Below are 24,655 nucleotides of genomic sequence, written 5' to 3' on the forward strand. Positions count from 1 at the left end.
CTGGGCAGCGCCTAATCCTGAACCTTGGCAGGCGACGGGTCGCAGGCGCTTTCAATTTTTGACAAGGAACACGACATGACAAGGCGACTGGCAGCGGCATTGACGATTATCGGGGCGTTGATGCTGGGGGGCTGCGGTAACGACTACGGGATCGATCAGAACGGACAGAAGGTCGCCGCCGAGCGTCTGGACGGCAAATGGCTGGTGATCAATTACTGGGCCGAATGGTGCGGCCCGTGTCGTACCGAGATTCCGGAGCTGAACACCCTGGCCGAGCAGCTCAAGGACAGGAAGATCGGCGTGTTCGGGGTCAACTTCGACAACGTGCAGGGCGAAGAGCTGAAAAGTGCCAGCGAGAAACTCGGGATCAAGTTCACCGTGCTGGCGCAGGACCCTTCCGAGTTGTTCGAATTGCCGCGCAGCGAGGCGTTGCCGGTGACCTACATCATCGATAACAAGGGCAAGGTGCGGGAGCAGTTGATGGGCGAGCAGACGGCGGCGGGGGTGGTGGCCAAGCTCGAAGCATTACAGGCGAAAAATTAGGCGGGTGGCAACGACAAACCGTGTAGGAGCTGGCTTGCCAGCGAAGAGGTCCGACAGTCCAGCGAAATGGTCAAAGACGCCTTCGCCGGCAAGCCGGCTCCTACAGGTTTAGAGGGGATCAACCCTCTTCCAGCCACCAGCGCAGCGGCTTGCCTTCGGCAGGCCAGAAACGCATCTGGTCGATGGACGAGACATCCCAGCGCTGCACGCCTTCCAGTGCCTGGAGGAAGCGTTTTTCCTGCTCCATCAGGGCCGGCGCACAGAGTTTGCGGGTGCTGCCGATCTTGCCGAAGCTCAGCTTGTGGCCTTCCAGGGTGTACGGCGCGAACCAGTGGTTGCAGCCGCCGTTACCGTAGGCGCGACCGTCTTCACCCAGGGTGATGGTCAGGTGGCTGTAATCCATCAACGGACGCTCGCCGATCCACTCCAGGATGTAGCTGCGGTTTTGTTCAAGTTGCACTGGTTCGGCGGCGCAGCCCACCAGGCTGGCACCGACCATCGCGGTCAGGGCGAGGCGTTTCATCACGCAGGCTCCTGGCATTTGGGGCACAGGTGCTTTTCGCCAATGGTGGTCCAGCCCAACTCGGCAATCCGCGCGGTGGCGGCAGGCTTTTCAGCCTTGTTGCCAAGCTTGGCGTCCACGGCGAACTCGAAACTCAGTTCTTTGGCGCAGCTGTCGCAATTCACCTGCCAGGTATGGATCGCCAGTTCGCCGAACACCGGGCCACTGGCCACCGCGACCCATTGGCCAGGAGGGTTGATGAGGTGGCGAACCGTTTCGACGGTCAGGCGCATGGACAAGTCCTTGGCGCCCTTGAGGGTCACGACCAGCACGTCATTATTACGAATCGAGCCGCCGTTGCCGGTGACCTGATAACGCCCCGGCACCAGGGCGCGGCATTCGGTGAGGGTGTGTTGCGGGTTCATCAGGGTGTAGCGGAAATCGTGTTCGACCATGGGTCCTCCAAATATGCGCAATATGCTAGCACGGGCATAAGCGCAGCATGGCGCGGGCATATGACCTTCGATCAGGTTCAATCACCCTCGACCTGATTCTCTGGCGCGCCGGACGCCCACGCCGCGATGTTCTGCAGGGTGGTCGCGGCAATCGCGCCCAGGGCTTCGCGGGTCAGGAAGGCCTGGTGGGCCGTGACGATTACGTTGGGGAAGGTCAGCAACCGCGCCAGTACATCGTCCTGCAACGGCAGGTCGGAACGGTCCTCGAAGAACAACTGGGCCTCTTCTTCATACACATCCAGTCCCAAATAACCCAGTTGGCCGCTCTTCAAGGCATCGATCAGCGCCGGGGTGTCCACCAGGCCGCCGCGGCCGGTGTTGATCAGCATGGCGCCTGGCTGCATGTGCGCCAGGGTCTGGCGGTTGATCAAATGCTTGCTCTGGGCATTGAGCGGACAGTGCAGGCTGATGATCTGCGACTCGGCCAGCAACTGCGGCAAGTCCAGGTAGCGGGCGCCAAGGGCTTCGACCTGGGGATTGGGGAACGGGTCGTAGGCCAGCAACTGGCAGCCGAACCCGTGCATGATTTTCGCGAAAGTCGCGCCGATCTGCCCGGTGCCGACCACGCCGACGGTCTTGCCCACCAGGTCGAACCCCGTCAGCCCGTGCAGGCTGAAATCGCCTTCGCGGGTGCGGTTGTAGGCGCGGTGCAGGCGGCGGTTGAGTGCCAGGATCAGGGCGACGGCATGCTCGGCCACGGCGTGGGGCGAATAGGCCGGGACCCGCACGATCGCCAGCCCCAGGCGCTTCGCCGCCGCGAGGTCGACATGGTTGTAGCCGGCCGAGCGCAGGGCGATCAGGCGAGTACCGCCTGCAGCCAGGCGTTCGAGCACCGGGGCGCCGAGGTCATCATTGATGAAGGCGCAGACCACCTCGTGATGCTCCGCCAGCGCCACGGTGTCGAGGCTCAGGCGTGCCGGCTGAAAGTGCAGCTCGATACCGGGCGGCAGGTGGGCGGCGAGAAAGCTGTCGCGGTCGTAGGTCTGGCTGCTGAAAAGTATCGTGCGCATGTGGTCCTCCTGGAATGTGCATCAGGCGTTGATGCGCGCCTGGGCCGCCAGGCGATTGATCGCCCGGTCGAGGTCTTCAAGTGCGCCAAAGGCCTTCGGGTCTTTCTGCTTGAGCAGGGTTTCACTGCGTTGGCAGGCGGCGCGCAGTTGCGGTACGCCGCAATAACGGGTCGCGCCGTGCAGGCGATGAACCCGCTCGATCAGGGTGTTGTGGTCGTTGCTTTGCTGGGCCTGGCGGATGGCTTCACGGTCGGCTTCCAGCGACGCCAGCAGCATTGCCAGCATGTCGGCGGCCAGATCGGCCTTGCCGGCAGCCAGGCGCAACCCTTCTTCGTGATCGAGCACCTGCAACTCGTAGGTGCTGCCGTGGCTGTCGCCTGCGCGGTCCGGTGTGTGGTTGCGCAGTGCCAGCCCGCTCCATTTGAGGACCACCTGCGCCAGTTGCCGCTCGCTGATCGGCTTGGTCAGGTAATCGTCCATGCCGCTTTGCAGCAAGGCGCGTTTTTCGTTGGCCATGGCATGTGCGGTGAGGGCCACGATCGGCAGCGGCGTGCAATGCCGTTCGCTTTCCCATTGGCGGATCGCTTCGGTACTTTGGCGCCCATCCATGCCGGGCATTTGCACGTCCATCAGCACCAGGTCGAACGTCTCGTTCTGCACCGCCTTGATCGCCGCATAACCACTTTCCACGGCGAGCACCTTGGCGCCCATGTCTTCGAGCAGGGTTTGCACCAGCAGCAGATTGGCCGGGTTGTCGTCGACGCACAGCACCTTCGGCGCGCGGCTGGACACCGGCTCGCTGGCTTCGCTGCGCAACTGCCGCGGGTTGACCAGGTCGGACAGCGCACGCCGCAGCTTGCGGGTGCAAGCCGGTTTGGCCTGGAGCTGGCTGTGGGGGTTCGGCACCGACAGGTGGAACAGCGTCTGTTCGGTGGTGGGACACAACACCAGCACTTTGCAGCCCAGGTGCTCGAGGTCCCAGATGTGCTGGTTGAGGCGTTCCGGTGGCATGTCGTTGCTGGTGATCCCGAGCACCGCGAGTTCGATCGCCTGATCGGTCTGATGCGCGCCGGTGACGCCGTTCGCCAGGCTCTCCAGGGTAGTGAACGGGGTGACGTCCAGGCCGCAGTCTTCCAGTTGATGCTGCAACGCCTGGCGCGCCAGCTCATGGTTTTCCAGCACGGCAATCCGCCGACCGAGCAGCGGCGCGCTCGGCAGGTCTTCGGCATCGTCGCGGGCCTTGGGCAGGTTCAGGCTGATCCAGAACTCCGATCCCTCGCCCGGGGTGCTATCGACACCAATCTCGCCCCCCATTTGTTCGATCAGGCGCTTGGAGATCACCAGCCCCAGGCCGGTGCCGCCGGGTTGCCGCGACAGCGAGTTATCGGCCTGGCTGAAGGCCTGGAACAACGCGCGCACATCCTGGCTCGACAGGCCGATGCCGGTGTCCTGGATGCTGATGCGCAGTTGCACGCTGTCTTCGTGTTCTTCCTCGAGCATGGCCCGGGCGACGATGGTGCCCTCGCGGGTGAACTTGATCGCGTTGCTGACCAGGTTGGTCAGGATCTGCTTGAGCCGCAACGGATCGCCCACCAGCGACAGGGGCGTGTCGCGATACACCAGGCTGATCAGCTCCAGCTGTTTAGCGTGGGCTGCGGGGGCGAGAATGGTCAATGTGTCCTGCAGCAGGTCACGCAGATTGAACGGAATATGGTCGAGCACCAGCTTGCCGGCCTCGATCTTCGAAAAGTCGAGGATCTCGTTGATGATGCCCAGCAGGCTGTCGGCAGACTTTTCGATGGTGCCCAGGTAATCGAGCTGGCGCGGGGTCAGCTCGCTTTTTTGCAACAGGTGGGTGAAGCCAAGGATGCCGTTGAGCGGCGTGCGAATTTCATGGCTCATGTTGGCCAGGAACTCGGACTTGATCCGGCTCGCCTCCAGGGCTTCCATGCGCGCCAGGTCGAGTTCGATGTTCTGGATCTCGATGGTCTCGAGGTTCTGGCGCACGTCCTCGGTGGCCTGGTCGATGCTGTGTTGCAGTTCTTCCTGGGCATTCTGCAGGGTGCCGGCCATGCGATTGATGCCGGAGGCCAATTCATCCAGCTCCTGGCTGCCCAGGGGCGGCAGGCGGGTTTCCAGGTGACCGTCCTTGAGTTGGGCCACGGCCTGTTTGATCTGGGTCAGCGGCCGATTGATCGTGCGGCCCATGCGCAAGGCCAGTAGCGCCGCGCCCCCGAGGCCGGCGCCGATCATCAGCAGGCTGGCGAACAGACTGCGGTAGCCACGCAACAGCATGCCATTGTGGGACAGCTCGAGTTCGACCCAGCCCAGCAGGCGGTCGGCTTCATCGGGAATCACGTCGCCGGCCAGGTTGCGGTGTTTGCCGAACACCGGCAGCAGGTAACGCGTGGCTTCGCTGCCACTGCGGCGCAGCATTTGCGAACCTTCGCCCATGGGCGCCTGGGTCAGCATGATCGGCCCGGCGTGGGCCAGCGGCGTGCGGTCCGGGGCCAGGAAGGTCACGGCGCGCACGTCCGGCTGTTCCAGGGACTGGGTGGCGATACGTTCCAGCAGTTCGTTGTTGTTGTGGCCCATGGCGGGCGCCACCAGCGGCGCCAGTTGCTCGGCGATCATTTCGCCGCGCTGCAGGAGTTGGGTCTGCAGGTCCGATTGCTGCATCCAGGTGAAATAGCCGCCCAGGACCAATGCCATCAGGCTGGTCGGCAGCAGCGTCAGCAACAGCACGCGGCCTTTGATTCCCAGTTTCGTCAGCACGCCTCTCTCCTGCAACCGGCTATTTATAGGGCAGCGCATGCGTCCGGCACGCGCCACTTGCGCAGTGTAGCGATTTGCACGCGGGCGATCCTCGGTAATTGATGTCGTCACTCGTCGGTTGTTCGTGGGCTTTTGCGTCTTGCGCAAGCCCTCGGGTTGCCCCGGGCGAGGCAATCTTGAATAATTAACAACTGAGAATTATTTGCAGATAATAATGACGACCATCAGCGCTGGCCATCCCCGTATCCTCGCCATCGAAGACGATCTCGTACTCGGTGCCTATGTCCATGAACATCTGGGCCGTAGCGGCTTTCAGGTAACCTGGTGCCAGAATGGCCAGGAAGGCCTGGACATGGCCCGCGAGCAAGCCTTCGATGTGGTGTTGATGGACATCCTGTTGCCGGGGCTGGACGGGCTGGCGGCGCTGACGCAACTGCGCCGCAGCCATTCCACCCCGGTGTTGCTGATGTCGGCACTCGGCGCCGAGGCCGATCGCATCAGCGGCTTTCAACTGGGGGCCGATGATTACCTGCCCAAACCCTTCAGCATGGCCGAGTTGCGCGTACGTATCGAAGCCATCCTGCGCCGGGTAGCGCTCGATCGCCGGCCGACGCCGATGGCGCTGGTGGCCGAGGTGGACAGCCTGCGTTTCGACGACGAGCGCTGCGACGTATTTTATCGGCAGCAGCCTGCCGGCCTGACCCGCAGTGAATATCGCCTGCTGGAAACCCTGAGCCGCAGCGTCGATGAAGTGTTGAGCAAGGCCTTCCTTTATCAGCAGGTCCTGCAACGAGGTTATGCCGCCCACGATCGCAGCCTGGACATGCACATCAGCCAGATTCGCCGCAAACTCAAGGCCATCGGCTATACCGAGCGCGAGGTGCGCACGGTCTGGGGCAAGGGCTACATCCTGAGTGCCGGCGATGAAATGTAACTTGCCGGGCCGGCATTCGCTGTTCTGGAAACTGGCCTGCCTGTTGGTGGCGTTCTGCCTGCTGATGATCTGGTTGAGCTGGTCCTGGGGCCGCTACATGGAGCAGCGCAACCAGTTCCTCTCGGACGAGGCCCGAGGCACCTTGACGCGTTATGCCGCCGAGGCGGAACAGGCGTGGCAACAGCGCCGGACCGAGGGGGTCGATGACTGGCTGCAGACCATGCATCGCCAGGAAAAGAGTTGGGTCGGTGTCATTGGCGGTGACCTGCAGTCCTTGAGCAGCTTTGCGCTGACGGACGATGAAATTGAACACCTGACGTTTCTGCGCGGCCTGGATTGGCCTATCCACAAGAAAGGCCGGCCGTGGATGCGGGTGCCGTTTCCCGGCGATCCTTCCGTCGGCAGCCTGGTGATCGAACTGCCCCAACGCTTTGTGCCGGGACGCTATCGGGTGTTCTGGCGGGTGATCACCAACGGCGTGATTCCCGGGTTGTTCACCTTGCTGTTGTGCGTCGGCCTGTACCGCTTGCTGGTGGTGCCGCTCAATCACCTGCGCGAACAAGCCAACGCCTGGCGTGCCGATCAGCTCAACGTGCGACTGTCGCGCCGCACCACCAATCGCGCCGACGAACTGGGAGAACTGGGCAGGGCGTTCGATCACATGTCCGAACGTCTGCAAAGCACCGTGGCGCTGCAGCAACAACTATTACGCGACCTGTCCCATGAATTGCGCACGCCGTTGAGCCGCCTGCGGGTGGCCAGTGAAAGCGAGCAGGGCCTGGAGCAGTTGCGCGAGCGCATCGGCCGCGAGGTCGACGGCATGCAACGGCTGGTGGAAGACACGCTGCAATTGGCCTGGCTCGACACGGAACGCACGCGATTGCCCGACGAAGCGATTCAGGTCCAGGCCTTGTGGGAAATGCTCACGGAAAACGCCTGCTACGAAAGTTGCTGGCCGGATGGGCAATTGCAATGTTCGGTGGACGCCTCCTGCTGGGTGCGCGGCCACCTCAATACCCTGGCCCAGGCCCTGGAGAACATGCTGCGTAATGCGATTCGACATTCGCCCAAGGGTGGCATTGTCCATCTGGGCGGGCAACGCGATGGTGATTTCTGGCACCTATGGCTGGAGGATCAGGGCGGCGGCGTGGCGGAGAACGATCTTGAGCGAATCTTCTTGCCCTTCACCCGCCTCGACGGCTCGCGGCCGGGGGACGGTGGATTTGGCCTGGGCTTGAGTATTGCCCGGAATGCAGTGCGGCGTCAGGGCGGAAAGCTCTGGGCGCAGAACACCGGGAGCGGCTTGCGGTTGAACATGCTCTTGGTGGCGGATGATGGAGCTGTCAGTGATGACTCCTACGCGAGCAGGGACTCCCTTCCTACAATGCTCTAATTTTGCGGGAGCGTTCCCGAGTTTCTGTACGACATTTCCCAAAGGGTATCACCGGTCATTTCAAGCATCCCTGGCGGTTTAAGCTCACGCTTTTACTCGTGTACAAGGATCCAGGCATGACCGTACCCTTCGCTCCCGCAAGCAAAACCGACGATCGTTTCAATGAAGTGCTTGCGCTGATTCAAAGTGCCAGGCGCCAGGCTATGCAGGCGGTGAATACCCAGCTGATCGAGTTGTACTGGCAGGTGGGTGCCTATATCAGCCGCAAGCTGGAGAATGCCGAATGGGGTGATTCCGTGGTCGGTCAACTGGCTGTGCATCTGGCTCAGACTCAGCCGGGTTTGCGTGGTTTTACCCGTCCCAATCTGTTTCGAATGCGTCAGTTCTACGAGACTTATCGGGCCGACGAGAAAGTCTCACCACTGGTGAGACAATTACCCTGGACCCAAAATCTGGTCATCTTCAGCCAGAGCAAACTCCCGGAAGAGCGGGAGTTTTACTTGCGTATGGCGATCCAGGAGAAATGGTCGAAGCGCGAGCTGGAGCGTCAGTTCAAGACAGCGCTGTTTGAACGCAGCGTGACCCAGCCGGCCAAAGTTTCCGCGGTTCTGAAACAAACCCACCCCTGCGCGTTAGAGATATTCCGCGACGCCTACATGGTCGAATTTCTCGACTTGCCCGGCGCTCACGCCGAAACCGATCTGCATCGGGGCTTGCTGGGGCGCCTCAAGCAGTTCTTGAGTGAGCTTGGCCGCGATTTCTGCTTTGTCGGCTCCGAATACACCGCAAGGAGAGGACGGAGAAGCGGCTTCAAGTTTTGCGTTGTAAGCCACCCTTATTCCCACAAGCCATAAGCACCGCACTTTGCGTGATATGGCCTTGGATGGTTTGCCGGTATGATAGGCGCCCCCGCAGTCTGGATTGCGAATACGCCATGACCTTGCAGTACCCAACCATCGCCGATTGCGTCGGCAACACTCCGCTGGTCCGTTTGCAGCGCCTGCCCGGCGCCACCAGCAATACCCTTTTGCTCAAGCTCGAAGGGAATAACCCGGCGGGTTCGGTCAAGGACCGTCCGGCGCTGTCGATGATCACCCGCGCCGAGTTGCGCGGGCAGATCCATGCCGGCGATACGCTGATCGAAGCGACTTCCGGTAATACCGGGATTGCGCTGGCCATGGCCGCCGCGATCAAGGGTTACAAGATGATCCTGATCATGCCGGACAACTCCAGCGCCGAACGCAAGGCGGCGATGACTGCCTATGGCGCCGAGCTTATCCTGGTCAGCCAGGAGGAGGGCATGGAAGGTGCCCGCGACCTCGCCCAGCGCATGGAGGCCGAAGGCCGTGGCAAGGTGCTGGATCAGTTCGCCAACGGTGACAACCCCGAGGCGCACTACACCACCACCGGTCCGGAAATCTGGCGCCAGACCCAGGGCACCATCACCCATTTCGTCAGCTCCATGGGCACCACCGGCACGATCATGGGCGTCTCGCGCTACTTGAAAGAGCAGAGCGACAGCGTGCAGATCATCGGCCTGCAACCGATGGAAGGCTCAGCCATTCCCGGCATCCGCCGTTGGCCGCAGGAATACCTGCCGAAAATTTATCAAGCCGAGCGCGTCGACCGTATCGTCGACATGGCGCAAAGCGAAGCCGAAGACGTCACCCGGCGCCTGGCCCGCGAAGAAGGCATCTTCTGTGGCGTGTCCTCGGGCGGGGCGGTGGCAGCGATGCTGCGCCTGTCCAAAGAAGTTGAAAACGCGGTGATCGTCGCGATCATCTGCGACCGTGGCGACCGTTATCTGTCGACCGGCATTTTCGACGCGCCCAACTGATGGCCAAGCACGAGAGAGGCCTGCGCTTCCAGCCCACCGGCGGCAGCAAGGCCCCGCAAGTCCCGACCGGCAAAAAGCAGCGCCTGAGCATCGAGCGCCTGGCCAATGACGGTCGTGGTATCGCGTTTTTCGAAGGGCGTACCTGGTTCGTCATCGGCGCACTGGCCGGTGAAGAGATCGAGGCGCGGGTGCTCGGCGCCCACGGCAAAGTGGTCGAAGCGCGTACCGAGCGGGTGTTCAAGGCCAGCGAACTGCGTCGCCCCGCACCCTGTGCCCATGCCGGCCGTTGCGGCGGCTGCAGCGTGCAGCATCTGCCCCATAACGAACAACTCGCCCTGAAACAGCGCATGCTCGCCGAGCAATTGTCCAAGGTCGCAGGCGTCGAGCCCGAAGAGTGGGCCGCGCCATTGAGCGGTCCGGAATTCGCCTACCGCCGTCGCGCCCGGGTGGCGGTGCGTTGGGACATGAAGGCGAAAAAACTCGAAGTCGGTTTCCGTGCCGCTGGCAGCCAGGACATTGTCGGCATCGATGATTGCCCGGTGCTGGTACAGCCCTTGCAACCGATCATGGCCCGCTTGCCGGAAATGCTGCGGCGCTTGAGTAAACCTCAAGCACTGGGTCACGTGGAATTGTTCAGCGGTTCATCGTTGGCGGTATTGCTGCGCCACATGGCGCCGTTGTCCGAAAGCGACATGACCATCCTCAAGGATTTCTGCGCGTTCCATCACGCCCAGCTGTGGTTGCACGGTGACGGAGAGCCGCATCCGGTCGAGGCCGATCAGTCCCTGGGCTATCGTCTTGAACAGTGGGATCTGAATCTGGCGTACCGACCGGGGGATTTCATCCAGGTCAATGCCGGGGTCAACGAAGCGATGGTCGCCCAGGCGCTGGAATGGCTGAAACCGCAAGCCGATGAACGCGTTCTCGATCTATTCTGTGGGTTGGGTAACTTTGCCTTGCCGTTGGCCAAAGCCGTTCGCGAAGTCGTGGCGGTGGAGGGGGTGCAGGTGATGGTCGATCGCGCCGCCGCGAATGCGATCAGCAACAATCTGCATAACGCGAAATTTTTTCAGGCCGATTTATCCCGGCCTTTGACCGATGCCGAATGGGCCGGCGAAGGCTTTTGTGCGGTACTCTTGGACCCACCGCGTGACGGCGCTTTCGAGGTCGTGCGCAAGCTCAAGTCCCTGGGGGCCGAGCGGTTGGTGTATGTGTCGTGCAACCCTGCGACCCTGGCGCGCGACACGGTCGAATTGATCAAGCAGGGCTACCGGTTAAAACGTGCCGGGATTCTCGATATGTTTCCTCAGACGGCACATGTCGAGGCCATGGCGTTATTTGAAGCGAGCTAGGACGCTCGTCTGGTCCGACTGGCCCGCCCGTGCAGCCGCGTACCAGCCCGATGTGGGCTCATGGGCAACGAAGGTCAGCGATTTGACGCATTGAATCTGCGTCGTAGGGAAGGTAAGCAAGATGGTACAGGTGAGAGCACACCAGCCGATCAACACCGACGGCAGTATCAATCTCGAGGCTTGGCTCGATCACGCGGTCAGTGTCGATCTGGCACTGGATCGCGAAGCCTTGAAAGAAGCCTGCGAGTTCGCTCGCGAGGCCGAACAACAAGCCAATGCGGCTAAGAATCTGTGGACCGAAGGCAACTCGAGTTTCCGCACGGGCCTGGAGATCGCCGAGATCCTCGCCGACCTCAAGCTCGATCAGGATTCGCTGGTGGCCGCGGTCTTGTACCGGGGCGTACGCGAAGGCCAGATCCCGTTGCCCACGGTCAGCCAGCGCTTCGGCCCGGTGGTCGCCAAACTGATCGACGGCGTGCAGCGCATGGCGGCGATCAGTGACAGCTTGAGCCCGCGCAAATCCATGGTGATGGGCACCCAGGGCCAGGTGGAAAACCTGCGCAAGATGCTCGTGGCCATGGTCGACGACGTGCGCGTGGCCCTGATCAAACTGGCCGAGCGCACCTGCGCGATCCGTGCGGTGAAGACCGCCGACGACGAGAAGCGCAACCGCGTGGCTCGCGAGGTGTTCGACATCTACGCGCCACTGGCCCACCGCCTGGGTATCGGCCACATCAAGTGGGAGCTGGAGGACTTGTCCTTCCGTTACCTCGAGCCTGACCAATACAAGCAGATCGCCAAGTTGCTGCACGAGCGGCGTCTGGATCGCGAGCGCTTCATCAGCGACGTGATGAGTCAGCTGAAGAACGAATTGCAGGCCACCGGCGTCGATGCCGACATCAGCGGTCGGGCCAAGCACATCTATTCGATCTGGCGCAAAATGCAGCGCAAGGGCCTGGAGTTCAGCCAGATCTACGACGTGCGCGCCGTGCGGGTACTCGTGCCGGAAATGCGCGACTGCTACACCGCGCTCGGCATTGTCCACACCCTGTGGCGGCACATCCCGAAAGAGTTCGACGACTACATCGCCAACCCGAAAGAGAACGGCTATCGCTCATTGCATACCGCGGTGATCGGGCCCGAGGGCAAGGTGCTGGAGGTGCAGATCCGCACCCACGCCATGCATGAAGAGGCCGAGCTTGGCGTTTGCGCGCACTGGCGCTACAAGGGCACCGACGTCAAGTCCGGCTCCAATCACTACGAAGAGAAAATCTCCTGGCTGCGTCAGGTGCTCGAGTGGCACGAAGAGCTGGGCGACATTGGCGGGTTGGCCGAACAGCTGCGGGTCGATATCGAACCCGACCGGGTCTACATCTTTACCCCGGACGGTCACGCCATCGATTTGCCCAAGGGCGCGACGCCACTGGACTTCGCCTACCGCGTCCACACCGAGATCGGTCACAACTGCCGCGGCGCCAAGATCAACGGGCGCATCGTGCCGCTCAACTACAGCCTGCAAACCGGTGAACAGGTCGAGATCATCACCAGCAAGCACGGCACGCCGAGCCGCGACTGGCTGAACCCGAACCTGGGTTACATCACCACCTCGCGGGCGCGGGCGAAGATCGTTCACTGGTTCAAGCTGCAGGCGCGCGACCAGAACGTCGCCGCCGGTAAAACCCTGCTCGAGCGCGAACTCAATCGCCTCGGCCTGCCGCAGGTGGACTTCGACAAGCTGGCCGACAAGGCCAACATGAAGACCGCCGAGGACATGTTCGCTGCCCTCGGTGCCGGCGATTTGCGCCTGGCGCAACTGGTCAACCTGGCGCAGCAACTGGTCGAGCCGGAACGCGGCAACGAACAGCTGGAACTGATTCCACGCAAGGCTACCGGCTACAAGCCAGGCAAGCGTGGCGACATTCAGATCCAGGGCGTGGGCAACCTGATGACCCAGATGGCCGGTTGCTGCCAGCCGCTGCCGGGGGATGCAATCGTCGGCTACATCACCCAGGGCCGCGGCGTGAGCATCCACCGTCAGGATTGTGCCTCGGTGCTGCAGTTAGGCGGGCGCGAGCCGGAGCGGATCATTCAGGTGAGCTGGGGGCCGGTGCCGGTGCTCACCTATCCGGTGGACATCGTCATCCGTGCCTACGACCGTTCCGGATTGCTGCGTGACGTCTCGCAGGTGCTGCTCAACGAGCGGATCAACGTGCTGGCGGTCAATACCCGCTCGAACAAGGAGGACAACACCGCGCTGATGTCCCTGACCATCGAGATTCCGGGGCTGGACGCGCTTGGGCGGTTGCTTGGGCGGATTTCCCAGCTGCCGAACATCATCGAAACCCGGCGTAACCGAACCCCTTGAGATCAGCGCCAATCCAATGTGGGAGCGGGCTTGCTCGCGAAAGCGATTTGCCATACGCATCAATTTTGAATGTGCCGGCCTCTTCGCGAGCAAGCCCGCTCCCACAGGGGAGCTTTATCATGAGAGGGATTGATGTACAGCCTTGAAGATTTATTGCACCTGATGAACCGCCTGCGTGACCCGCAGTACGGTTGCCCGTGGGACATCAGGCAAACCTACGCCACCATCGTCCCGCACACCCTCGAGGAAGCCTATGAAGTCGCCGACGCCATCGAGCGCGGTGACTTCGATCACCTGCAGGGTGAGTTGGGCGACCTGCTGTTCCAGGTGGTTTATTACAGCCAGCTGGCCCGGGAGGAAGGACGCTTCGAGTTCGCTGGCGTGGTCGATGGCATCACGCGCAAGTTGATTCGCCGTCACCCACACGTATTCCCCACGGGTGATCTGTACGCGCCTATGGATGTCCCGCGCCTGAGTGAGGAACAGGTCAAGCAGCGCTGGGAAGAGATCAAGGCCGAGGAGCGCGCAGAGAGCTCCAGCGCACCGCAACAGCTGTCCTTGCTCGATGATGTCCCGGCAGCGTTGCCGGCGTTGTCCCGCTCGGCAAAATTGCAGAAGCGAGCAGGGCAGGTCGGTTTCGACTGGCCCGATGCATTGCCGGTGCTTGATAAAGTCCGTGAAGAACTCGATGAAGTCCTCGAGGCCATGTCGGAAAACGATCCAGAGGCCGTGGCCGACGAGATTGGCGACCTGCTGTTTTCCGTGGTCAATCTGGCCAGGCATCTCAAGGTCGACCCGGAAACCGCGCTGCGTGGCGCCAATGGCAAGTTCGAACGACGCTTCCGTTTTATCGAACAGGCATTGCGCGACACCCACCGTCCCATGGAAGATTGCACCCTCGAAGAGTTGGACGCCCTGTGGGGTGAAGCCAAACGCCAGGAAAAGAATGTGCCCAGCTGCGGTTGAGCAGTTGCCTAAGTGAGTAATAAGCACCATGAGCATTTCCCTTCGCGACCAGTTGCTCAAAGCAGGGCTGGTCAACCAGAAGCAGGCCAAGCAGGTCAGCAAAGACAAACAGAAGCAGCAGCGCCTGGCCCACAAAGGCCAGATCGAACTGGACGACTCCCAGCAGCGTGCGGCTCAGGAAGCGATGGCCGAGAAGGTCAAGCGCGATCAGGAGCTCAACCGTCAGCAGCAGGAAAAGGCCGAGGCGAAAGCCCGCGTAGCACAGGTCAAGCAATTGATCGAAGCCACGCGCCTGCCGAAACTGACGACCGAGGACTACTACAACTTCGTCGACGACAAGAAGGTCAAGCGTCTCTCGGTCAACAGCCTGATGCGCAACAAGCTGAGCAACGGTTCGCTGGCCATCGTGCATCACGCCGGCGGTTATGAAGTGATCCCCCGGGAAGCGGCCCTGAAGATCCAGGAGCGCGATCCGCAACGTATCGTGCAGCTGAATGTGCAGACCGAAGAAGTCGCCGCCGAGGACGATCCGTACGCGGCCTATCAGATCCCTGACGATCTGATGTGGTAAGCGATGTAGGAGCGAGCTTGCTCGCGATGGTCGTTAACGATAACGCGTGTTTACTGGCTAAACGCGGCGCTCTTTAGTCCATCGCGAGCAAGCTCGCTCCTACAATTGCTCAGGCGGAGCGTAGTTCTCGTTGCTGCTCCAGGGTTTCCAGTTCGGCCTTGTAACTGTGGGCGTCAGTTTCGGAGTGGAACATCCCGACCAGCAGGTCTTGTTGGTACACATCCCAGATCCGCACACCGGCGGCTACGCCTTCGTGGGACATACGTGAATCGTCGCGTTCAGTTACTTTTACAGTCATCTGCTAGCTCCAATCTCTGTTATCTGCAGCAAGGCATGTGCAGGACTCTGTGATAGAGTTTGGTAGCTTGCTAAGTAAACGACTGAGTTTGGAAAGGGTTTCTTGCAAAAACAGCAACAGTCCTGCAGCCCACGGAAACCGCGACATTCAGTCGCAGGGCCTTAAGTTTCATGACAAAAGCTTCATCTCCATGCCCAAGCCTTGTGGGCAAAACGCTGACCCGGTGGGAGCGCAGAGTTGCTCCATTTACCTAAGGCAAAAAAAACGCCCCGAACCAGTCGGGGCGTTTTCATGTGCGGCTCAGCAGCGGGGAATTACTTGCCTTCCCAGCGCTTCAGTACCAGCGTGGCGTTGGTGCCGCCGAAACCGAAGCTGTTGCTCATCACGGTGTTGATGGTGGCGTTTTCGCGGGTCTTGGTCAGCACCGGCAGGTCAGCCACTTCAGGGTCCAGCTCGTCGATGTTGGCGGAGCCGGCAATGAAGTTGCCTTCCATCATCAGCATGCAGTAGATCGCTTCGTGAACGCCGGCGGCGCCCAGGGAGTGACCCGACAGGCTCTTGGTGGAGCTGATGGCCGGAGCCTTGTCGCCGAACACTTCACGCACACCTTTCATTTCCGCGACGTCGCCGACCGGAGTCGAAGTGCCGTGGGTGTTCAGGTAGTCGATCGGGGTGTCGACGGTGGACAGCGCCTGCTGCATGCAGCGGATCGCGCCTTCGCCGCTTGGGGCAACCATGTCGTAGCCGTCGGAGGTCGCGCCGTAGCCAACGATTTCCGCGTAGATTTTTGCGCCGCGGGCCAGGGCGTGTTCCAGCTCTTCAACCACGACCATGCCGCCACCGCCAGCGATGACAAAACCGTCACGGTCGGCGTCGTAGGCGCGGGAGGCTTGTTCCGGGGTGTCGTTGCGCTTGCTGGACAGGGCGCCCATGGCGTCGAACAGGAACGACTGGCTCCAGTGTTCTTCTTCACCGCCGCCGGCGAAAACGATGTCCTGCTTGCCCATCTGGATCTGTTCCATGGCGGTACCGATGCAGTGAGCACTGGTGGCGCAGGCAGACGCGATGGAGTAGTTCAGGCCCTTGATCTTGAACGGCGTGGCCAGGCAGGCGGAAACGGTGCTGCTCATGGTCCGCGTTACGCGGTATGGGCCGACGCGCTTGACGCCTTTCTCGCGCAGGATGTCCAGCGCTTCCATCTGGTTCAGGGTCGATGCGCCACCGGAACCGGCGATCAGGCCGGTACGCGGGTTGGACACCTGCTCTTCGGTCAGGCCGGAGTCGGTGATGGCGTCTTTCATGGCCAGGTAGGCATAAGCTGCCGCGTGGCCGACGAAGCGATAGATCTTGCGATCGATCAGTTCTTCAAGGTTGAGGTCAATGGAGCCGGAAACCTGGCTACGCAGACCCATTTCGGCATATTCCGGGTTGAACCGGATGCCAGGGCGGCTTGCACGCAGGTTAGCGGAGACGGTCTCTTTGTCATTGCCCAGGCACGAAACAATGCCCAGACCAGTGATAACGACGCGGCGCATGCGGATAACCCTTAGAAGTTGTCAGTGGAGGTGAACACGCCGACCCGGAGGCCTTCGGCGGTATAGATTTCGCGACCGTCGACAGTCACCGAACCGTCGGCGATGGCCAGGTTCAGCTTGCCTTTGAGGACACGCTTGATATGAATGTTATAGGTGACTTTCTTGGCGGTCGGCAGGACCTGGCCGAAGAATTTCACTTCGCCCGATCCCAGGGCGCGACCGCGGCCCGGCAGGCCTTGCCAGCCCAGGAAGAAGCCGACCAGTTGCCACATGGCGTCGAGGCCCAGGCAGCCCGGCATCACCGGATCGCCTTCGAAGTGGCAGGCGAAGAACCACAGGTCCGGAGTGATATCCAGCTCGGCGACCAATTCACCTTTGCCGTACTTGCCACCTTCTTCGCTGATCAGGGTGATGCGATCGACCATCAGCATGTTCGGGGCGGGCAGTTGCGCGTTACCTGGGCCGAACAGCTCACCGCGACTGCAGCGCAGCAGGTCTTCCCGGGTAAAGGCGTTTTGTTTGGTCATGCGAGCTCCTCAATAGTCCCATGCGGCAGGTGGGGCAAATCTTCCCGGCCGATCGAAGCATTCATGCCTCGAACCGGCAGCCTACTCATAGACTATTGCGTTGTAGTGAAAGTCACAGTACCAAGGACATGAATGTACACTTGTGCACTGAAATTTTTAATCAAGCCCAATTTCGGACTTGTACGGGTGCCTAAGACTGCCGCACTTTCGCCTTTCACGCCAGTCGCAGATGCTCGAAAGGCCTGTACTACTGCACCCATCGCTGCAGAATTTGCTGAAGATCAGTTCGTTTGAAGGGCTTGGCCAGGTAATCGTTCATTCCTGCCGACAAGCAGGCTTCGCGATCCCCCTGCAAGGCATTGGCGGTCAGGGCAATGATCGGCAAGTCGGTGCAGCCGGGCAGTTCACGGATCTGGCGGGTGGCCTCATAGCCGTCGATGATCGGCAATCGGCAGTCCATCAATATGGCTTCGAAAATCAGGCTCTCGGCACTACGCACCGCCTGTGCGCCATCGGCGGCGACGCTGACAGTAAAGCCCAGGCTACGCAACATGGCTTCGATCACCGTCTGGTTGACCGGATTGTCCTCGACCAGCAGCACATTGCGCCCTTCGCCGTCGCCCTTGTGGGTCGATACGCGCGGTACCCGCGCCGGCAAGGCCTGTTGAGACAACGCCAGCGGAATTTCCAGGGTGAACATCGAACCACGGCCTTGTTCGCTCTGGGCGCGCAAGGTGCCGCCCATGCGTTCGGCGAGTGTTCGCGCAATCGGCAGGCCAAGGCCAGTGCCACCGTAGCGTCTTGAAATGGAACTGTCGGCTTGCTGAAACGCGTCGAACATCAATTCCAGGCTCTCGGGGGGAATGCCAATGCCGCTGTCGCGTACCGTGCAGGTGAACCACAGCAGTTCGTGATCCAGGGACTGCCACTGCGGCTCGATGGAGACCCGGCCTTGCTCGGTAAACTTCAGTGCATTGCCGACCAGATTGACCAGTATTTGCCGGATGCGCGTCGGATCGCCCTGAACCTGCAGCGCGCGCATGTCCACCGGAATCTGCAACTGCAGGTCGAGCCCGCGTTGCACGGCGCTGTGCTGGAATGACTGGGCGCAACTGGCGATCAGGTCCGCGAGGTTGAAGGGAATATGTTCCAGTTCCAGTTCCGAACGTTCGATACGGGAAAAATCCAGGATGTCATTGATGACTTTAAGCAGGTGCTCGGTGGATTCCGAAGCCAGCGCGGCGTATTCGAACTGCTCTTCGGTCATCTCGGTGGTTTCCAGCAACTGCAGCATGCCCAGCACACCATTCATCGGCGTGCGCAGTTCGTGGCTCATCATGGCGAGGAAGTCCGACTTGGCGTTGTTGGCTTTTTCCGCTTCCTCGCGGGTCTGGATCAGCTGCGCCATGGCCTGATGTTGTTCGTGACTGGCTTGCTCAAGGCCCCTGGCAAGGTTGTTGATGTGTTGCGACAGGGCGCCGAGTTCAGTGTCGTCGACGATAGGCAGCGGCGTTTTATAGTCGCCGGCCTGGATCGCCTTGACCGCATTGCCGATATCGCGCAGCGGTTGCGACAGGCTCGAGGCCAGGCGTCGGGCGACCAGGAAGGTAAACAGCAAGGCGAACAGCGCCAGGATGCCAGCCTTGAGCAGGATCTCCTGCTGGCGCTGGCTGAATGCATCATTGGACAGGCCGACGATCACCCGGCCCAGGTAATCCTCGGCGGGAGTCGTTGGGGCCGCTTTGCGGTCCTGGAAAAAATCATTGTGCAGGGCGATCCGTTGCAGCCGCACGGGGGCCTGGAACACTTCGACCTGATGCGGCTGCTGGTAGCTTGCCGAGGGTTGTTCGACGTACACCAGAATCCGGTTGGCGCTGTCCTGCACCTCCAGGAACCGCACGTTGGGCGTGGCCAGTGTGGCCTTGAGCAGGCTTTCGAGGACCTCGTTATTGCCCGAAATCACCCCGTATTCGGTGGCCGGTGCCAATTGGTTGGCAATCAACTGGCCGGTATGGTTGAGCTCCTGGCGCAGGTCCTGGATCCGCACGAAAGTGAAGAAGCTGATCAACAGCAACGTCAGCAGCAGGGCAGGGCCGAGGCTGATGATCTGGGTGCGGGTACTGATGTCCCAGCGGCGACGGAAGGTCATGGATGGCGTTCTCCTTCTGCCAGCAGCATTGCGACAGACGCATCGTTGACCTGTTCAAGATCCAGGGAACGAGACACCTGCGCATTGCTCGCGACTTTGAAGCGCTGTGGATACTGCGAACGGGGCCACGTGGCGGGCGGCTGGTCGAGCAGTTCATCGAGAGTCGCCAGCCAGTCGCCATGATCGCTGTAGGTACTGGCCAGGCTCCCGGCCTTGACGAACCCTGCATTCGGGCCGATCAAGGCCCGTTGTCGAGCATAGCTGCTGAGCAACAGGTTCTTCGCGGTTTTCGAGTTGTACAGGCCAGGGTCGTCCAGACCCAGTAATGCATCGCTGTTGTCCAGCAACGCCTGCAAAGGACGACTGTCCTCGGTGTTGTCCCAGCGTTCGGTGACTACCTCAAGCCCGAGGGGATGGGCGGCCTGGCGCAGTTCCCGCAACAGGAACTCGCTATGGCCGTCGTACAGCACGCCAATCCGTTTGGCCTGGGGCAGCAGCACGCGGGTGAGGCGCAATTGCCGGTCCAGTGGCGGATCACTCCAAAGCAGGCTGAGGTGCGCGGGCAGGGCGTGCCCCAGATGTTGCCGTGCCTGCACGCGGCTGATGCACAGCACCAGTGTCGCCGGGCCTCGGCTGTCCTGCAGGCGCCAGTCGAGGCTGGGCAGGTCGAGCAGGATCAAGCGGGTGTCCGCTGGCAGCTTGCCCGGTGGCGGCAGGCTGGCCAGCGGCTGGAAGCGCACGCTGTCGGCCGGACGCAATTGCCTTAGGGCCTGGGCAAAAGAGTGCATGCCGGGGCTGTCGTCGACACCGATCAGGAGAATGTCCGCGGCGTGGGCGGACAGGCTGTTGAGCCAGCCACCGAATATCAGGCAGACCATGGACAGCAGATGGCCAAGGGTTGGCGTCTTCCGTGACGGACGATGGGGCATGTTAAAACGCCAGCTCTGCGCTGAAATACATCATCCGACGCTCTTTATAGTTATTGTTGATAATTGCCGCATTCTTGTTAACGAATGATGGCGCGCATGTTAACCGAGCCCGATGAGTTTTCCAGTCGCGATGTAGGCATTTTCTTCGGTTTTGCCGGACTTCTTCCCCTGCACGTCGGTAATTGAAGCAGGGACTGGTCGACACGGGGGCGCGCCGTATAATGCCGGCATCGCCACTGGTATTGGATTAATGGATTGCATATGACTGAACAGCGCCCGATCGCGGTCTTGGGAGGCGGAAGTTTTGGTACCGCCGTGGCTAACCTGCTGGCAGAAAATGGTCATCAAGTCCTGCAATGGATGCGGGACCCCGAACAGGCCGAGGCCATCCGGGTCAATCGCGAGAACCCGCGTTACCTAAAAGGCATCAAGATTCTGCCCGGCGTGACACCGGTCAACGATCTGCTGGCCACCCTGGAGGCCTGCGAACTGAGTTTCGTTGCACTCCCTTCCAGCGCATTGCGCTCGGTGCTGGCCCCGCACGCCGATCGCTTGAGCGGCAAGATGCTGGTGAGCCTGACCAAGGGCATCGAAGCCCACACGTTCAAGCTGATGAGCCAGATTCTCGAAGAAATCGCGCCACTGGCACGCATTGGTGTGTTGTCCGGTCCGAACCTGGCCCGTGAAATCGCCGAGCACGCGTTGACCGCCACGGTGGTTGCCAGTGAAGACGAAGAGCTCTGCCAGGAGGTCCAGGAGGTGTTGCACGGCCGCACCTTTCGTGTGTATGCCAGCGCCGACCGTTTTGGCGTGGAACTGGGCGGGGCGTTGAAAAACGTCTACGCGATCATCGCCGGCATGGCGGTGGCGATGGGCATGGGCGAAAACACCAAGAGCATGCTGATTACCCGGGCGCTGGCGGAAATGACGCGCTTCGCGGTGAATCAGGGCGCCAACCCGATGACGTTCCTTGGCCTCGCGGGCGTGGGCGACCTGATCGTGACCTGCTCGTCGCCAAAAAGCCGCAACTATCAGGTCGGGTTCGCCCTCGGCCAGGGCTTGAGCCTCGACGAGGCGGTCAATCGCCTGGGCGAAGTCGCCGAAGGCGTGAATACGCTCAAGGTGCTCAAGGCCAAGTCCCAGGAGGTTGGCGTGTACATGCCGTTGGTCGCCGGGCTGCACGCCATTCTGTTCGAAGGGCGCACGCTGGAGCAGGTGATCGGGCTGCTGATGCGCGGCGAGCCAAAGACCGATGTCGACTTTATCTCTACCAGCGGCTTCAACTGAAAAACTACTTCACAGGAACGGAGCGAGACATGAGTGATCAAAAAGTAGAAGCCAGATACGAGTCCATTCTGCTTCGAGTGCTGTGGATGGTGGTGTTCCTGCTGGTGTGGCAGGTGGCGCAGTTCATGCTTGGCGCTGTGGTGCTGGTGCAGTTGATCTATCGTTTGATTTATGGCGCCCCGAGCGCCAGCCTGATGAACTTCGGCGACAGTCTGAGCCAGTTCCTGGCACAGATCGGTCGTTTCGGCAGTTTTCATAGCGACCAGAAACCCTGGCCGTTCGCCGATTGGCCGACGCCGCGTACGCCGGAAGGTGAAGCGCCCCACGCCGTGGCGCCTGCGCCACATCCGGCCCGGGATGAGGAACCCAAACTATGAAACTCTGGGTATTGCGTCATGGGGAAGCCGTGCCACACGGTTCCAAGCCCCACGATTCGGAGCGGGAATTGACGGAGCACGGACGTGAGGAAGTGCTGCGCACCGCTGCAAATTTGATCGGCCAGCCGCTGACCGCCATCTACGCCAGTCCGTACCTGCGAGCGCAGCAAACCGCGCAACTGGTGCGAGACGCGTTGGGTTTCGAACCGGAAATCCGCACTGTTGAATGGCTGACACCTGACACAGAACCGGACAAAGTGGCCGAACAGATGGTCGCGGTCAGCGACGTGCTGCTGGTCAGTCACAACCCCTTGGTGGGGAATCTGCTGAGTTACCTGCAACATGGTGCCGGGCATCCGCCGGAGAGAGTCGGCACTGCCGGTCTGGCGGAACTCAAGGGCGATGAACTGTTGGTCGGCTCCATGAAGCTCAACGGTATCAAGCACCCGTAAAAGCAATGGATCGCAGCCTTTTGCAGGAGCTGGCGCAGGCTGCGATCTTTTGCTCTTGATTCTCTAAAAAAGTTAACCAAGCACTTGCTTGGTTGACTACGCTTGCTCCAGACCAAAATAAAGGAGCGAGTCCCATGCCTGCTGCTTCTCGTTTGCCCCTGGACATCTTCTACGAGCGCGAGGCCCGTCATCCCCGCCAGCGCTTTCTTGTCCAGCCAGTGGGCGGTGGGCAGGTCGAGACCCTGACCTGGGAGGACGTCGGGCACCAGGCTCGTTGCGCGGCCCATTGGCTGCGGTCGCGGGAACTGCCCCAAGGCAGTCACATCGCCCTGATCTCAAAAAATTGCGCACACTGGATCATTGCCGACCTGGCGATCTGGATGGCCGGGCATGTTTCGGTGCCGTTGTACCCCAACCTCACCGCCGCATCGTTGGCCCAGGTGCTCGAACACTCTGAAGCGACGCTGGCCTTCATCGGCAAGCTCGACGACTGGCCTGGCATGTCGCGGGGCGTCAATCCCGATCTGCCGACCATCAGCCTGCCGCTGCACCCGCCTGGCACCTTCGATTTCAGTTGGGCCGACCTGCAACGCAGCTCGCCGATCCAGGACGATCCCAAGCCCGCCGCTGATCAACTGGCGACCATCATCTACACGTCCGGTACCACCGGCATGCCCAAGGGCGTGATGCACAGCTTCGGCAATCTGGGGTTCGCCACCACGCGCGGCACGCAACTGTTCGGCCTGAATGAGTCGGATCGATTGTTGTCGTATTTGCCGTTGTGCCACGTTGCCGAACGGATGTTCGTTGAATTGGCTTCGATCTATACGGGGCAAAGCGTTTTTTTTGCCGAAAGTCTCGATACCTTCCTGACTGATCTTCGGCGTGCCCGGCCAACGGCGCTGTTTGGCGTGCCGCGCATCTGGACCAAATTCCAGATGGGCGTGTACAGCAAGATTCCGGCAAAGCGCTTGGACTTCCTGCTCGGCCTGCCGATTATCGGCAAGCGGGTCGGGCACAAAGTCCTCGCCGGGTTGGGGCTCGATGCCTTGCGCGTAGCCCTGTCCGGTGCCGCCCCGGTGCCGCTGAGCTTGCTGCTGTGGTACCGCAAACTCGGACTGGACGTGCTGGAGGTCTACGGCATGACGGAAAGCTGCGGTTACTCGCATATTTGCCTGCCGGGACAGAACAAACCGGGCTGGATCGGCAAGGCTTGCCCGGGCGTCGAGGTGCGCATCGACGAATCAGGTGAGGTCATGGTGCGCAGCGGTGCGACCATGCTCGGCTATTTCAAGGAGCCGCAGAAAACCGCCGACACCCTCACCGAGGACGGCTTCCTGCGCACCGGCGACAAGGGCGAGGAAGACGCCGAAGGCAACCTGCGCCTGACCGGGCGCCTGAAGGAGATCTTCAAGACCAGCAAAGGCAAGTACGTGGCCCCGGCCCCCATCGAAAACCGCCTGGCGGTGCATTCGCGCATCGAGCAGGTGTGCGTGGTCGGTGATGGCTTGAGTGCGCCGCTGGGCCTGTGCGTGCTCTCGGCCGTCGGGCAACAGGAGGCGCGGGCCGGATTGCATTCAAGCCTGGAAAGACTACTGGAAGAGGTCAACAACGCCCTCGACAAGCACGAACGCTTGCGCCGACTGGTAGTGGTCAAGGACAGCTGGGCGGTGGAAAACGGCTTTCTCACGCCGACCCTGAAGATCAAGCGCAACGTGATCGAAGCCGCTTACGGCGCCCGCTTCGAAGAATGGAGCGAGCACAGCGAAGCGGTGCTGTGGCAGGATTGAGTCACGAACAAAATCAACAAGGAAAATCTGCTATGAGTCTGTGGCGTACCGCTCCGAACATCGAACAGTTGAATGCCATCCAGAAAAACACCATCGGCGAAGTGCTGGACATTCGTTTCGAAGCCTTCGATGAAGAGTCCCTGACGGCGAGCATGGTCGTCGATCATCGCACCCACCAGCCTTATGGCTTGCTGCATGGCGGCGCTTCCGTCGTGCTGGCTGAATCCGTCGGTTCCATGGCCAGCTACCTGTGCATCGATACCAGCAAATTCTATTGTGTGGGCCTGGAAATCAACGCCAACCATTTGCGCGGTCTGCGCAGCGGGCGGGTGACGGCGGTGGCCAAGGCGATTCACATCGGGCGAACGACCCATGTCTGGGATATCCGTCTGACCAGTGATGAAGGCAAAGCCAGTTGCGTGTCGCGGCTGACCATGGCGGTGGTGCCTTTGGGCGAGAATCCGCCAGCGCGTTGATCGCCAGCCATGGCTTTGACCGGACTGTCATCATTCCTGTCAGTTACGGTCATTGCTGCGGGACGTGGTCTT

General features: G+C 61.2%; 22 protein-coding genes and 1 pseudogene. 14 read left to right on the top strand and 9 right to left on the bottom strand.

Annotated elements, in window-relative coordinates; all coding sequences use genetic code 11:
• Nucleotides 1-75: 75 nt before the first annotated feature.
• Nucleotides 76-543 (top strand): TlpA family protein disulfide reductase, encoded by a 468-nt coding sequence (locus tag NPS56_RS00090; RefSeq protein ID WP_274072910.1) that lies wholly within the window; start codon nt 76-78, stop codon nt 541-543.
• Between the two features lie 118 nt (nt 544-661).
• Here NPS56_RS00090 and NPS56_RS00095 read toward each other — a convergent pair whose 3' ends face one another.
• The 4 genes from NPS56_RS00095 to NPS56_RS00110 all read right to left on the bottom strand — a co-directional run bounded on the left by NPS56_RS00095 (nt 662) and on the right by NPS56_RS00110 (nt 5,345).
• Entirely contained in the window at nt 662-1,066 is a 405-nt protein-coding gene (locus NPS56_RS00095; RefSeq protein ID WP_274072911.1) for an META domain-containing protein, read from the bottom strand.
• Complete coding sequence (locus NPS56_RS00100; RefSeq protein ID WP_274072912.1) at nt 1,066-1,500, bottom strand: hypothetical protein; 435 nt, start codon at nt 1,498-1,500, stop codon at nt 1,066-1,068. Before NPS56_RS00100 ends, NPS56_RS00095 begins: the two co-directional genes overlap by 1 nt.
• A 77-nt stretch (nt 1,501-1,577) precedes the next feature.
• Entirely contained in the window at nt 1,578-2,570 is a 993-nt protein-coding gene (locus NPS56_RS00105; RefSeq protein ID WP_274072913.1) for a 2-hydroxyacid dehydrogenase, read from the bottom strand.
• Nucleotides 2,571-2,591: 21 nt separating this feature from the next.
• Complete coding sequence (locus tag NPS56_RS00110; RefSeq protein ID WP_274072914.1) at nt 2,592-5,345, bottom strand: response regulator; 2,754 nt, start codon at nt 5,343-5,345, stop codon at nt 2,592-2,594.
• A 214-nt stretch (nt 5,346-5,559) separates the two neighbouring features.
• On the opposite strand from NPS56_RS00110, the gene NPS56_RS00115 reads away from it, so the two are divergent.
• The 8 genes and pseudogenes from NPS56_RS00115 to NPS56_RS00150 all read left to right on the top strand — a co-directional run bounded on the left by NPS56_RS00115 (nt 5,560) and on the right by NPS56_RS00150 (nt 14,763).
• Nucleotides 5,560-6,279 (top strand): response regulator transcription factor, encoded by a 720-nt coding sequence (locus NPS56_RS00115; RefSeq protein WP_274072915.1) that lies wholly within the window; start codon nt 5,560-5,562, stop codon nt 6,277-6,279.
• Complete coding sequence (locus tag NPS56_RS00120) at nt 6,269-7,672, top strand: sensor histidine kinase (protein ID WP_274072916.1); 1,404 nt, start codon at nt 6,269-6,271, stop codon at nt 7,670-7,672. Before NPS56_RS00115 ends, NPS56_RS00120 begins: the two co-directional genes overlap by 11 nt.
• Before the next feature lie 116 nt (nt 7,673-7,788).
• Nucleotides 7,789-8,469, top strand: a pseudogene (locus NPS56_RS00125) (PDDEXK nuclease domain-containing protein); the annotation flags it as partial.
• 137 nt (nt 8,470-8,606) lie between these two features.
• A complete protein-coding gene (gene cysM / locus NPS56_RS00130; RefSeq protein WP_274072917.1) occupies nt 8,607-9,509 on the top strand; it encodes a cysteine synthase CysM in 903 nt (300 codons plus the stop codon).
• The gene (gene rlmD, locus NPS56_RS00135; RefSeq protein ID WP_274072918.1) at nt 9,509-10,861 is read left to right on the top strand and encodes a 23S rRNA (uracil(1939)-C(5))-methyltransferase RlmD; all 1,353 of its coding nucleotides are present in this window, start codon (nt 9,509-9,511) and stop codon (nt 10,859-10,861) included. Before cysM ends, rlmD begins: the two co-directional genes overlap by 1 nt.
• Before the next feature lie 121 nt (nt 10,862-10,982).
• The gene (relA, locus tag NPS56_RS00140) at nt 10,983-13,226 is read left to right on the top strand and encodes a GTP diphosphokinase (protein ID WP_274072919.1); all 2,244 of its coding nucleotides are present in this window, start codon (nt 10,983-10,985) and stop codon (nt 13,224-13,226) included.
• A 132-nt stretch (nt 13,227-13,358) separates the two neighbouring features.
• Entirely contained in the window at nt 13,359-14,192 is an 834-nt protein-coding gene (mazG, locus tag NPS56_RS00145; RefSeq protein WP_274072920.1) for a nucleoside triphosphate pyrophosphohydrolase, read from the top strand.
• Nucleotides 14,193-14,220: 28 nt separating this feature from the next.
• The gene (locus NPS56_RS00150) at nt 14,221-14,763 is read left to right on the top strand and encodes a DUF2058 domain-containing protein (RefSeq protein ID WP_274072921.1); all 543 of its coding nucleotides are present in this window, start codon (nt 14,221-14,223) and stop codon (nt 14,761-14,763) included.
• A 109-nt stretch (nt 14,764-14,872) separates the two neighbouring features.
• Here the strand turns inward: NPS56_RS00150 and NPS56_RS00155 are convergent, their stop codons facing one another.
• The 5 genes from NPS56_RS00155 to NPS56_RS00175 form a co-directional block, all read right to left on the bottom strand.
• Entirely contained in the window at nt 14,873-15,061 is a 189-nt protein-coding gene (locus NPS56_RS00155; RefSeq protein WP_274072922.1) for a hypothetical protein, read from the bottom strand.
• Between the two features lie 314 nt (nt 15,062-15,375).
• Nucleotides 15,376-16,596, bottom strand: coding sequence for a beta-ketoacyl-ACP synthase I (gene fabB, locus NPS56_RS00160; protein ID WP_015096439.1), 1,221 nt, complete (start codon nt 16,594-16,596; stop codon nt 15,376-15,378).
• Between the two features lie 11 nt (nt 16,597-16,607).
• Nucleotides 16,608-17,123, bottom strand: coding sequence for a 3-hydroxyacyl-[acyl-carrier-protein] dehydratase FabA (gene fabA / locus NPS56_RS00165; protein ID WP_003179264.1), 516 nt, complete (start codon nt 17,121-17,123; stop codon nt 16,608-16,610).
• A 247-nt stretch (nt 17,124-17,370) separates the two neighbouring features.
• The gene (locus tag NPS56_RS00170; RefSeq protein ID WP_274072923.1) at nt 17,371-19,272 is read right to left on the bottom strand and encodes an ATP-binding protein; all 1,902 of its coding nucleotides are present in this window, start codon (nt 19,270-19,272) and stop codon (nt 17,371-17,373) included.
• Nucleotides 19,269-20,201, bottom strand: a complete 933-nt coding sequence (locus NPS56_RS00175) for an ABC transporter substrate-binding protein (protein WP_274072924.1) — start codon at nt 20,199-20,201, stop codon at nt 19,269-19,271. Before NPS56_RS00175 ends, NPS56_RS00170 begins: the two co-directional genes overlap by 4 nt.
• Before the next feature lie 261 nt (nt 20,202-20,462).
• Here NPS56_RS00175 and NPS56_RS00180 point away from each other — a divergent pair, with 261 nt between their 5' ends.
• From NPS56_RS00180 to NPS56_RS00200, 5 genes are all read left to right on the top strand, one after another.
• Complete coding sequence (locus NPS56_RS00180) at nt 20,463-21,488, top strand: NAD(P)H-dependent glycerol-3-phosphate dehydrogenase (protein WP_274072925.1); 1,026 nt, start codon at nt 20,463-20,465, stop codon at nt 21,486-21,488.
• A 29-nt stretch (nt 21,489-21,517) separates the two neighbouring features.
• Nucleotides 21,518-21,865 (top strand): DUF4389 domain-containing protein, encoded by a 348-nt coding sequence (locus NPS56_RS00185; protein WP_274072926.1) that lies wholly within the window; start codon nt 21,518-21,520, stop codon nt 21,863-21,865.
• The gene (gene sixA, locus NPS56_RS00190; protein WP_274072927.1) at nt 21,862-22,317 is read left to right on the top strand and encodes a phosphohistidine phosphatase SixA; all 456 of its coding nucleotides are present in this window, start codon (nt 21,862-21,864) and stop codon (nt 22,315-22,317) included. Before NPS56_RS00185 ends, sixA begins: the two co-directional genes overlap by 4 nt.
• A gap of 134 nt (nt 22,318-22,451) precedes the next feature.
• Entirely contained in the window at nt 22,452-24,107 is a 1,656-nt protein-coding gene (locus tag NPS56_RS00195) for an AMP-binding protein (protein WP_274072928.1), read from the top strand.
• Between the two features lie 32 nt (nt 24,108-24,139).
• On the top strand, nt 24,140-24,583 hold the full coding sequence (locus tag NPS56_RS00200) for a hotdog fold thioesterase (RefSeq protein WP_274072929.1): 444 nt from the start codon (nt 24,140-24,142) through the stop codon (nt 24,581-24,583).
• Nucleotides 24,584-24,655: the final 72 nt, after the last annotated feature.

The sequence above is a fragment of the Pseudomonas putida genome, from assembly GCF_028682635.1.
GTDB lineage: Bacteria > Pseudomonadota > Gammaproteobacteria > Pseudomonadales > Pseudomonadaceae > Aquipseudomonas > Aquipseudomonas putida_AE.

Bases quoted from the DNA above. Each gene is read 5' to 3' on its own strand.
- NPS56_RS00090 (WP_274072910.1), top strand. From the start codon at position 76: ATGACAAGGCGACTGGCAGCGGCATTGACGATTATCGGGGCGTTGATG.
- NPS56_RS00095 (WP_274072911.1), bottom strand. From the start codon at position 1,066: ATGAAACGCCTCGCCCTGACCGCGATGGTCGGTGCCAGCCTGGTGGGC.
- NPS56_RS00100 (WP_274072912.1), bottom strand. From the start codon at position 1,500: ATGGTCGAACACGATTTCCGCTACACCCTGATGAACCCGCAACACACC.
- NPS56_RS00105 (WP_274072913.1), bottom strand. From the start codon at position 2,570: ATGCGCACGATACTTTTCAGCAGCCAGACCTACGACCGCGACAGCTTT.
- NPS56_RS00115 (WP_274072915.1), top strand. From the start codon at position 5,560: ATGACGACCATCAGCGCTGGCCATCCCCGTATCCTCGCCATCGAAGAC.
- NPS56_RS00120 (WP_274072916.1), top strand. From the start codon at position 6,269: ATGAAATGTAACTTGCCGGGCCGGCATTCGCTGTTCTGGAAACTGGCC.
- cysM (WP_274072917.1), top strand. From the start codon at position 8,607: ATGACCTTGCAGTACCCAACCATCGCCGATTGCGTCGGCAACACTCCG.
- rlmD (WP_274072918.1), top strand. From the start codon at position 9,509: ATGGCCAAGCACGAGAGAGGCCTGCGCTTCCAGCCCACCGGCGGCAGC.
- relA (WP_274072919.1), top strand. From the start codon at position 10,983: ATGGTACAGGTGAGAGCACACCAGCCGATCAACACCGACGGCAGTATC.
- mazG (WP_274072920.1), top strand. From the start codon at position 13,359: ATGTACAGCCTTGAAGATTTATTGCACCTGATGAACCGCCTGCGTGAC.
- NPS56_RS00150 (WP_274072921.1), top strand. From the start codon at position 14,221: ATGAGCATTTCCCTTCGCGACCAGTTGCTCAAAGCAGGGCTGGTCAAC.
- NPS56_RS00155 (WP_274072922.1), bottom strand. From the start codon at position 15,061: ATGACTGTAAAAGTAACTGAACGCGACGATTCACGTATGTCCCACGAA.
- fabB (WP_015096439.1), bottom strand. From the start codon at position 16,596: ATGCGCCGCGTCGTTATCACTGGTCTGGGCATTGTTTCGTGCCTGGGC.
- fabA (WP_003179264.1), bottom strand. From the start codon at position 17,123: ATGACCAAACAAAACGCCTTTACCCGGGAAGACCTGCTGCGCTGCAGT.
- NPS56_RS00170 (WP_274072923.1), bottom strand. From the start codon at position 19,272: ATGACCTTCCGTCGCCGCTGGGACATCAGTACCCGCACCCAGATCATC.
- NPS56_RS00175 (WP_274072924.1), bottom strand. From the start codon at position 20,201: ATGCCCCATCGTCCGTCACGGAAGACGCCAACCCTTGGCCATCTGCTG.
- NPS56_RS00180 (WP_274072925.1), top strand. From the start codon at position 20,463: ATGACTGAACAGCGCCCGATCGCGGTCTTGGGAGGCGGAAGTTTTGGT.
- NPS56_RS00185 (WP_274072926.1), top strand. From the start codon at position 21,518: ATGAGTGATCAAAAAGTAGAAGCCAGATACGAGTCCATTCTGCTTCGA.
- sixA (WP_274072927.1), top strand. From the start codon at position 21,862: ATGAAACTCTGGGTATTGCGTCATGGGGAAGCCGTGCCACACGGTTCC.
- NPS56_RS00195 (WP_274072928.1), top strand. From the start codon at position 22,452: ATGCCTGCTGCTTCTCGTTTGCCCCTGGACATCTTCTACGAGCGCGAG.
- NPS56_RS00200 (WP_274072929.1), top strand. From the start codon at position 24,140: ATGAGTCTGTGGCGTACCGCTCCGAACATCGAACAGTTGAATGCCATC.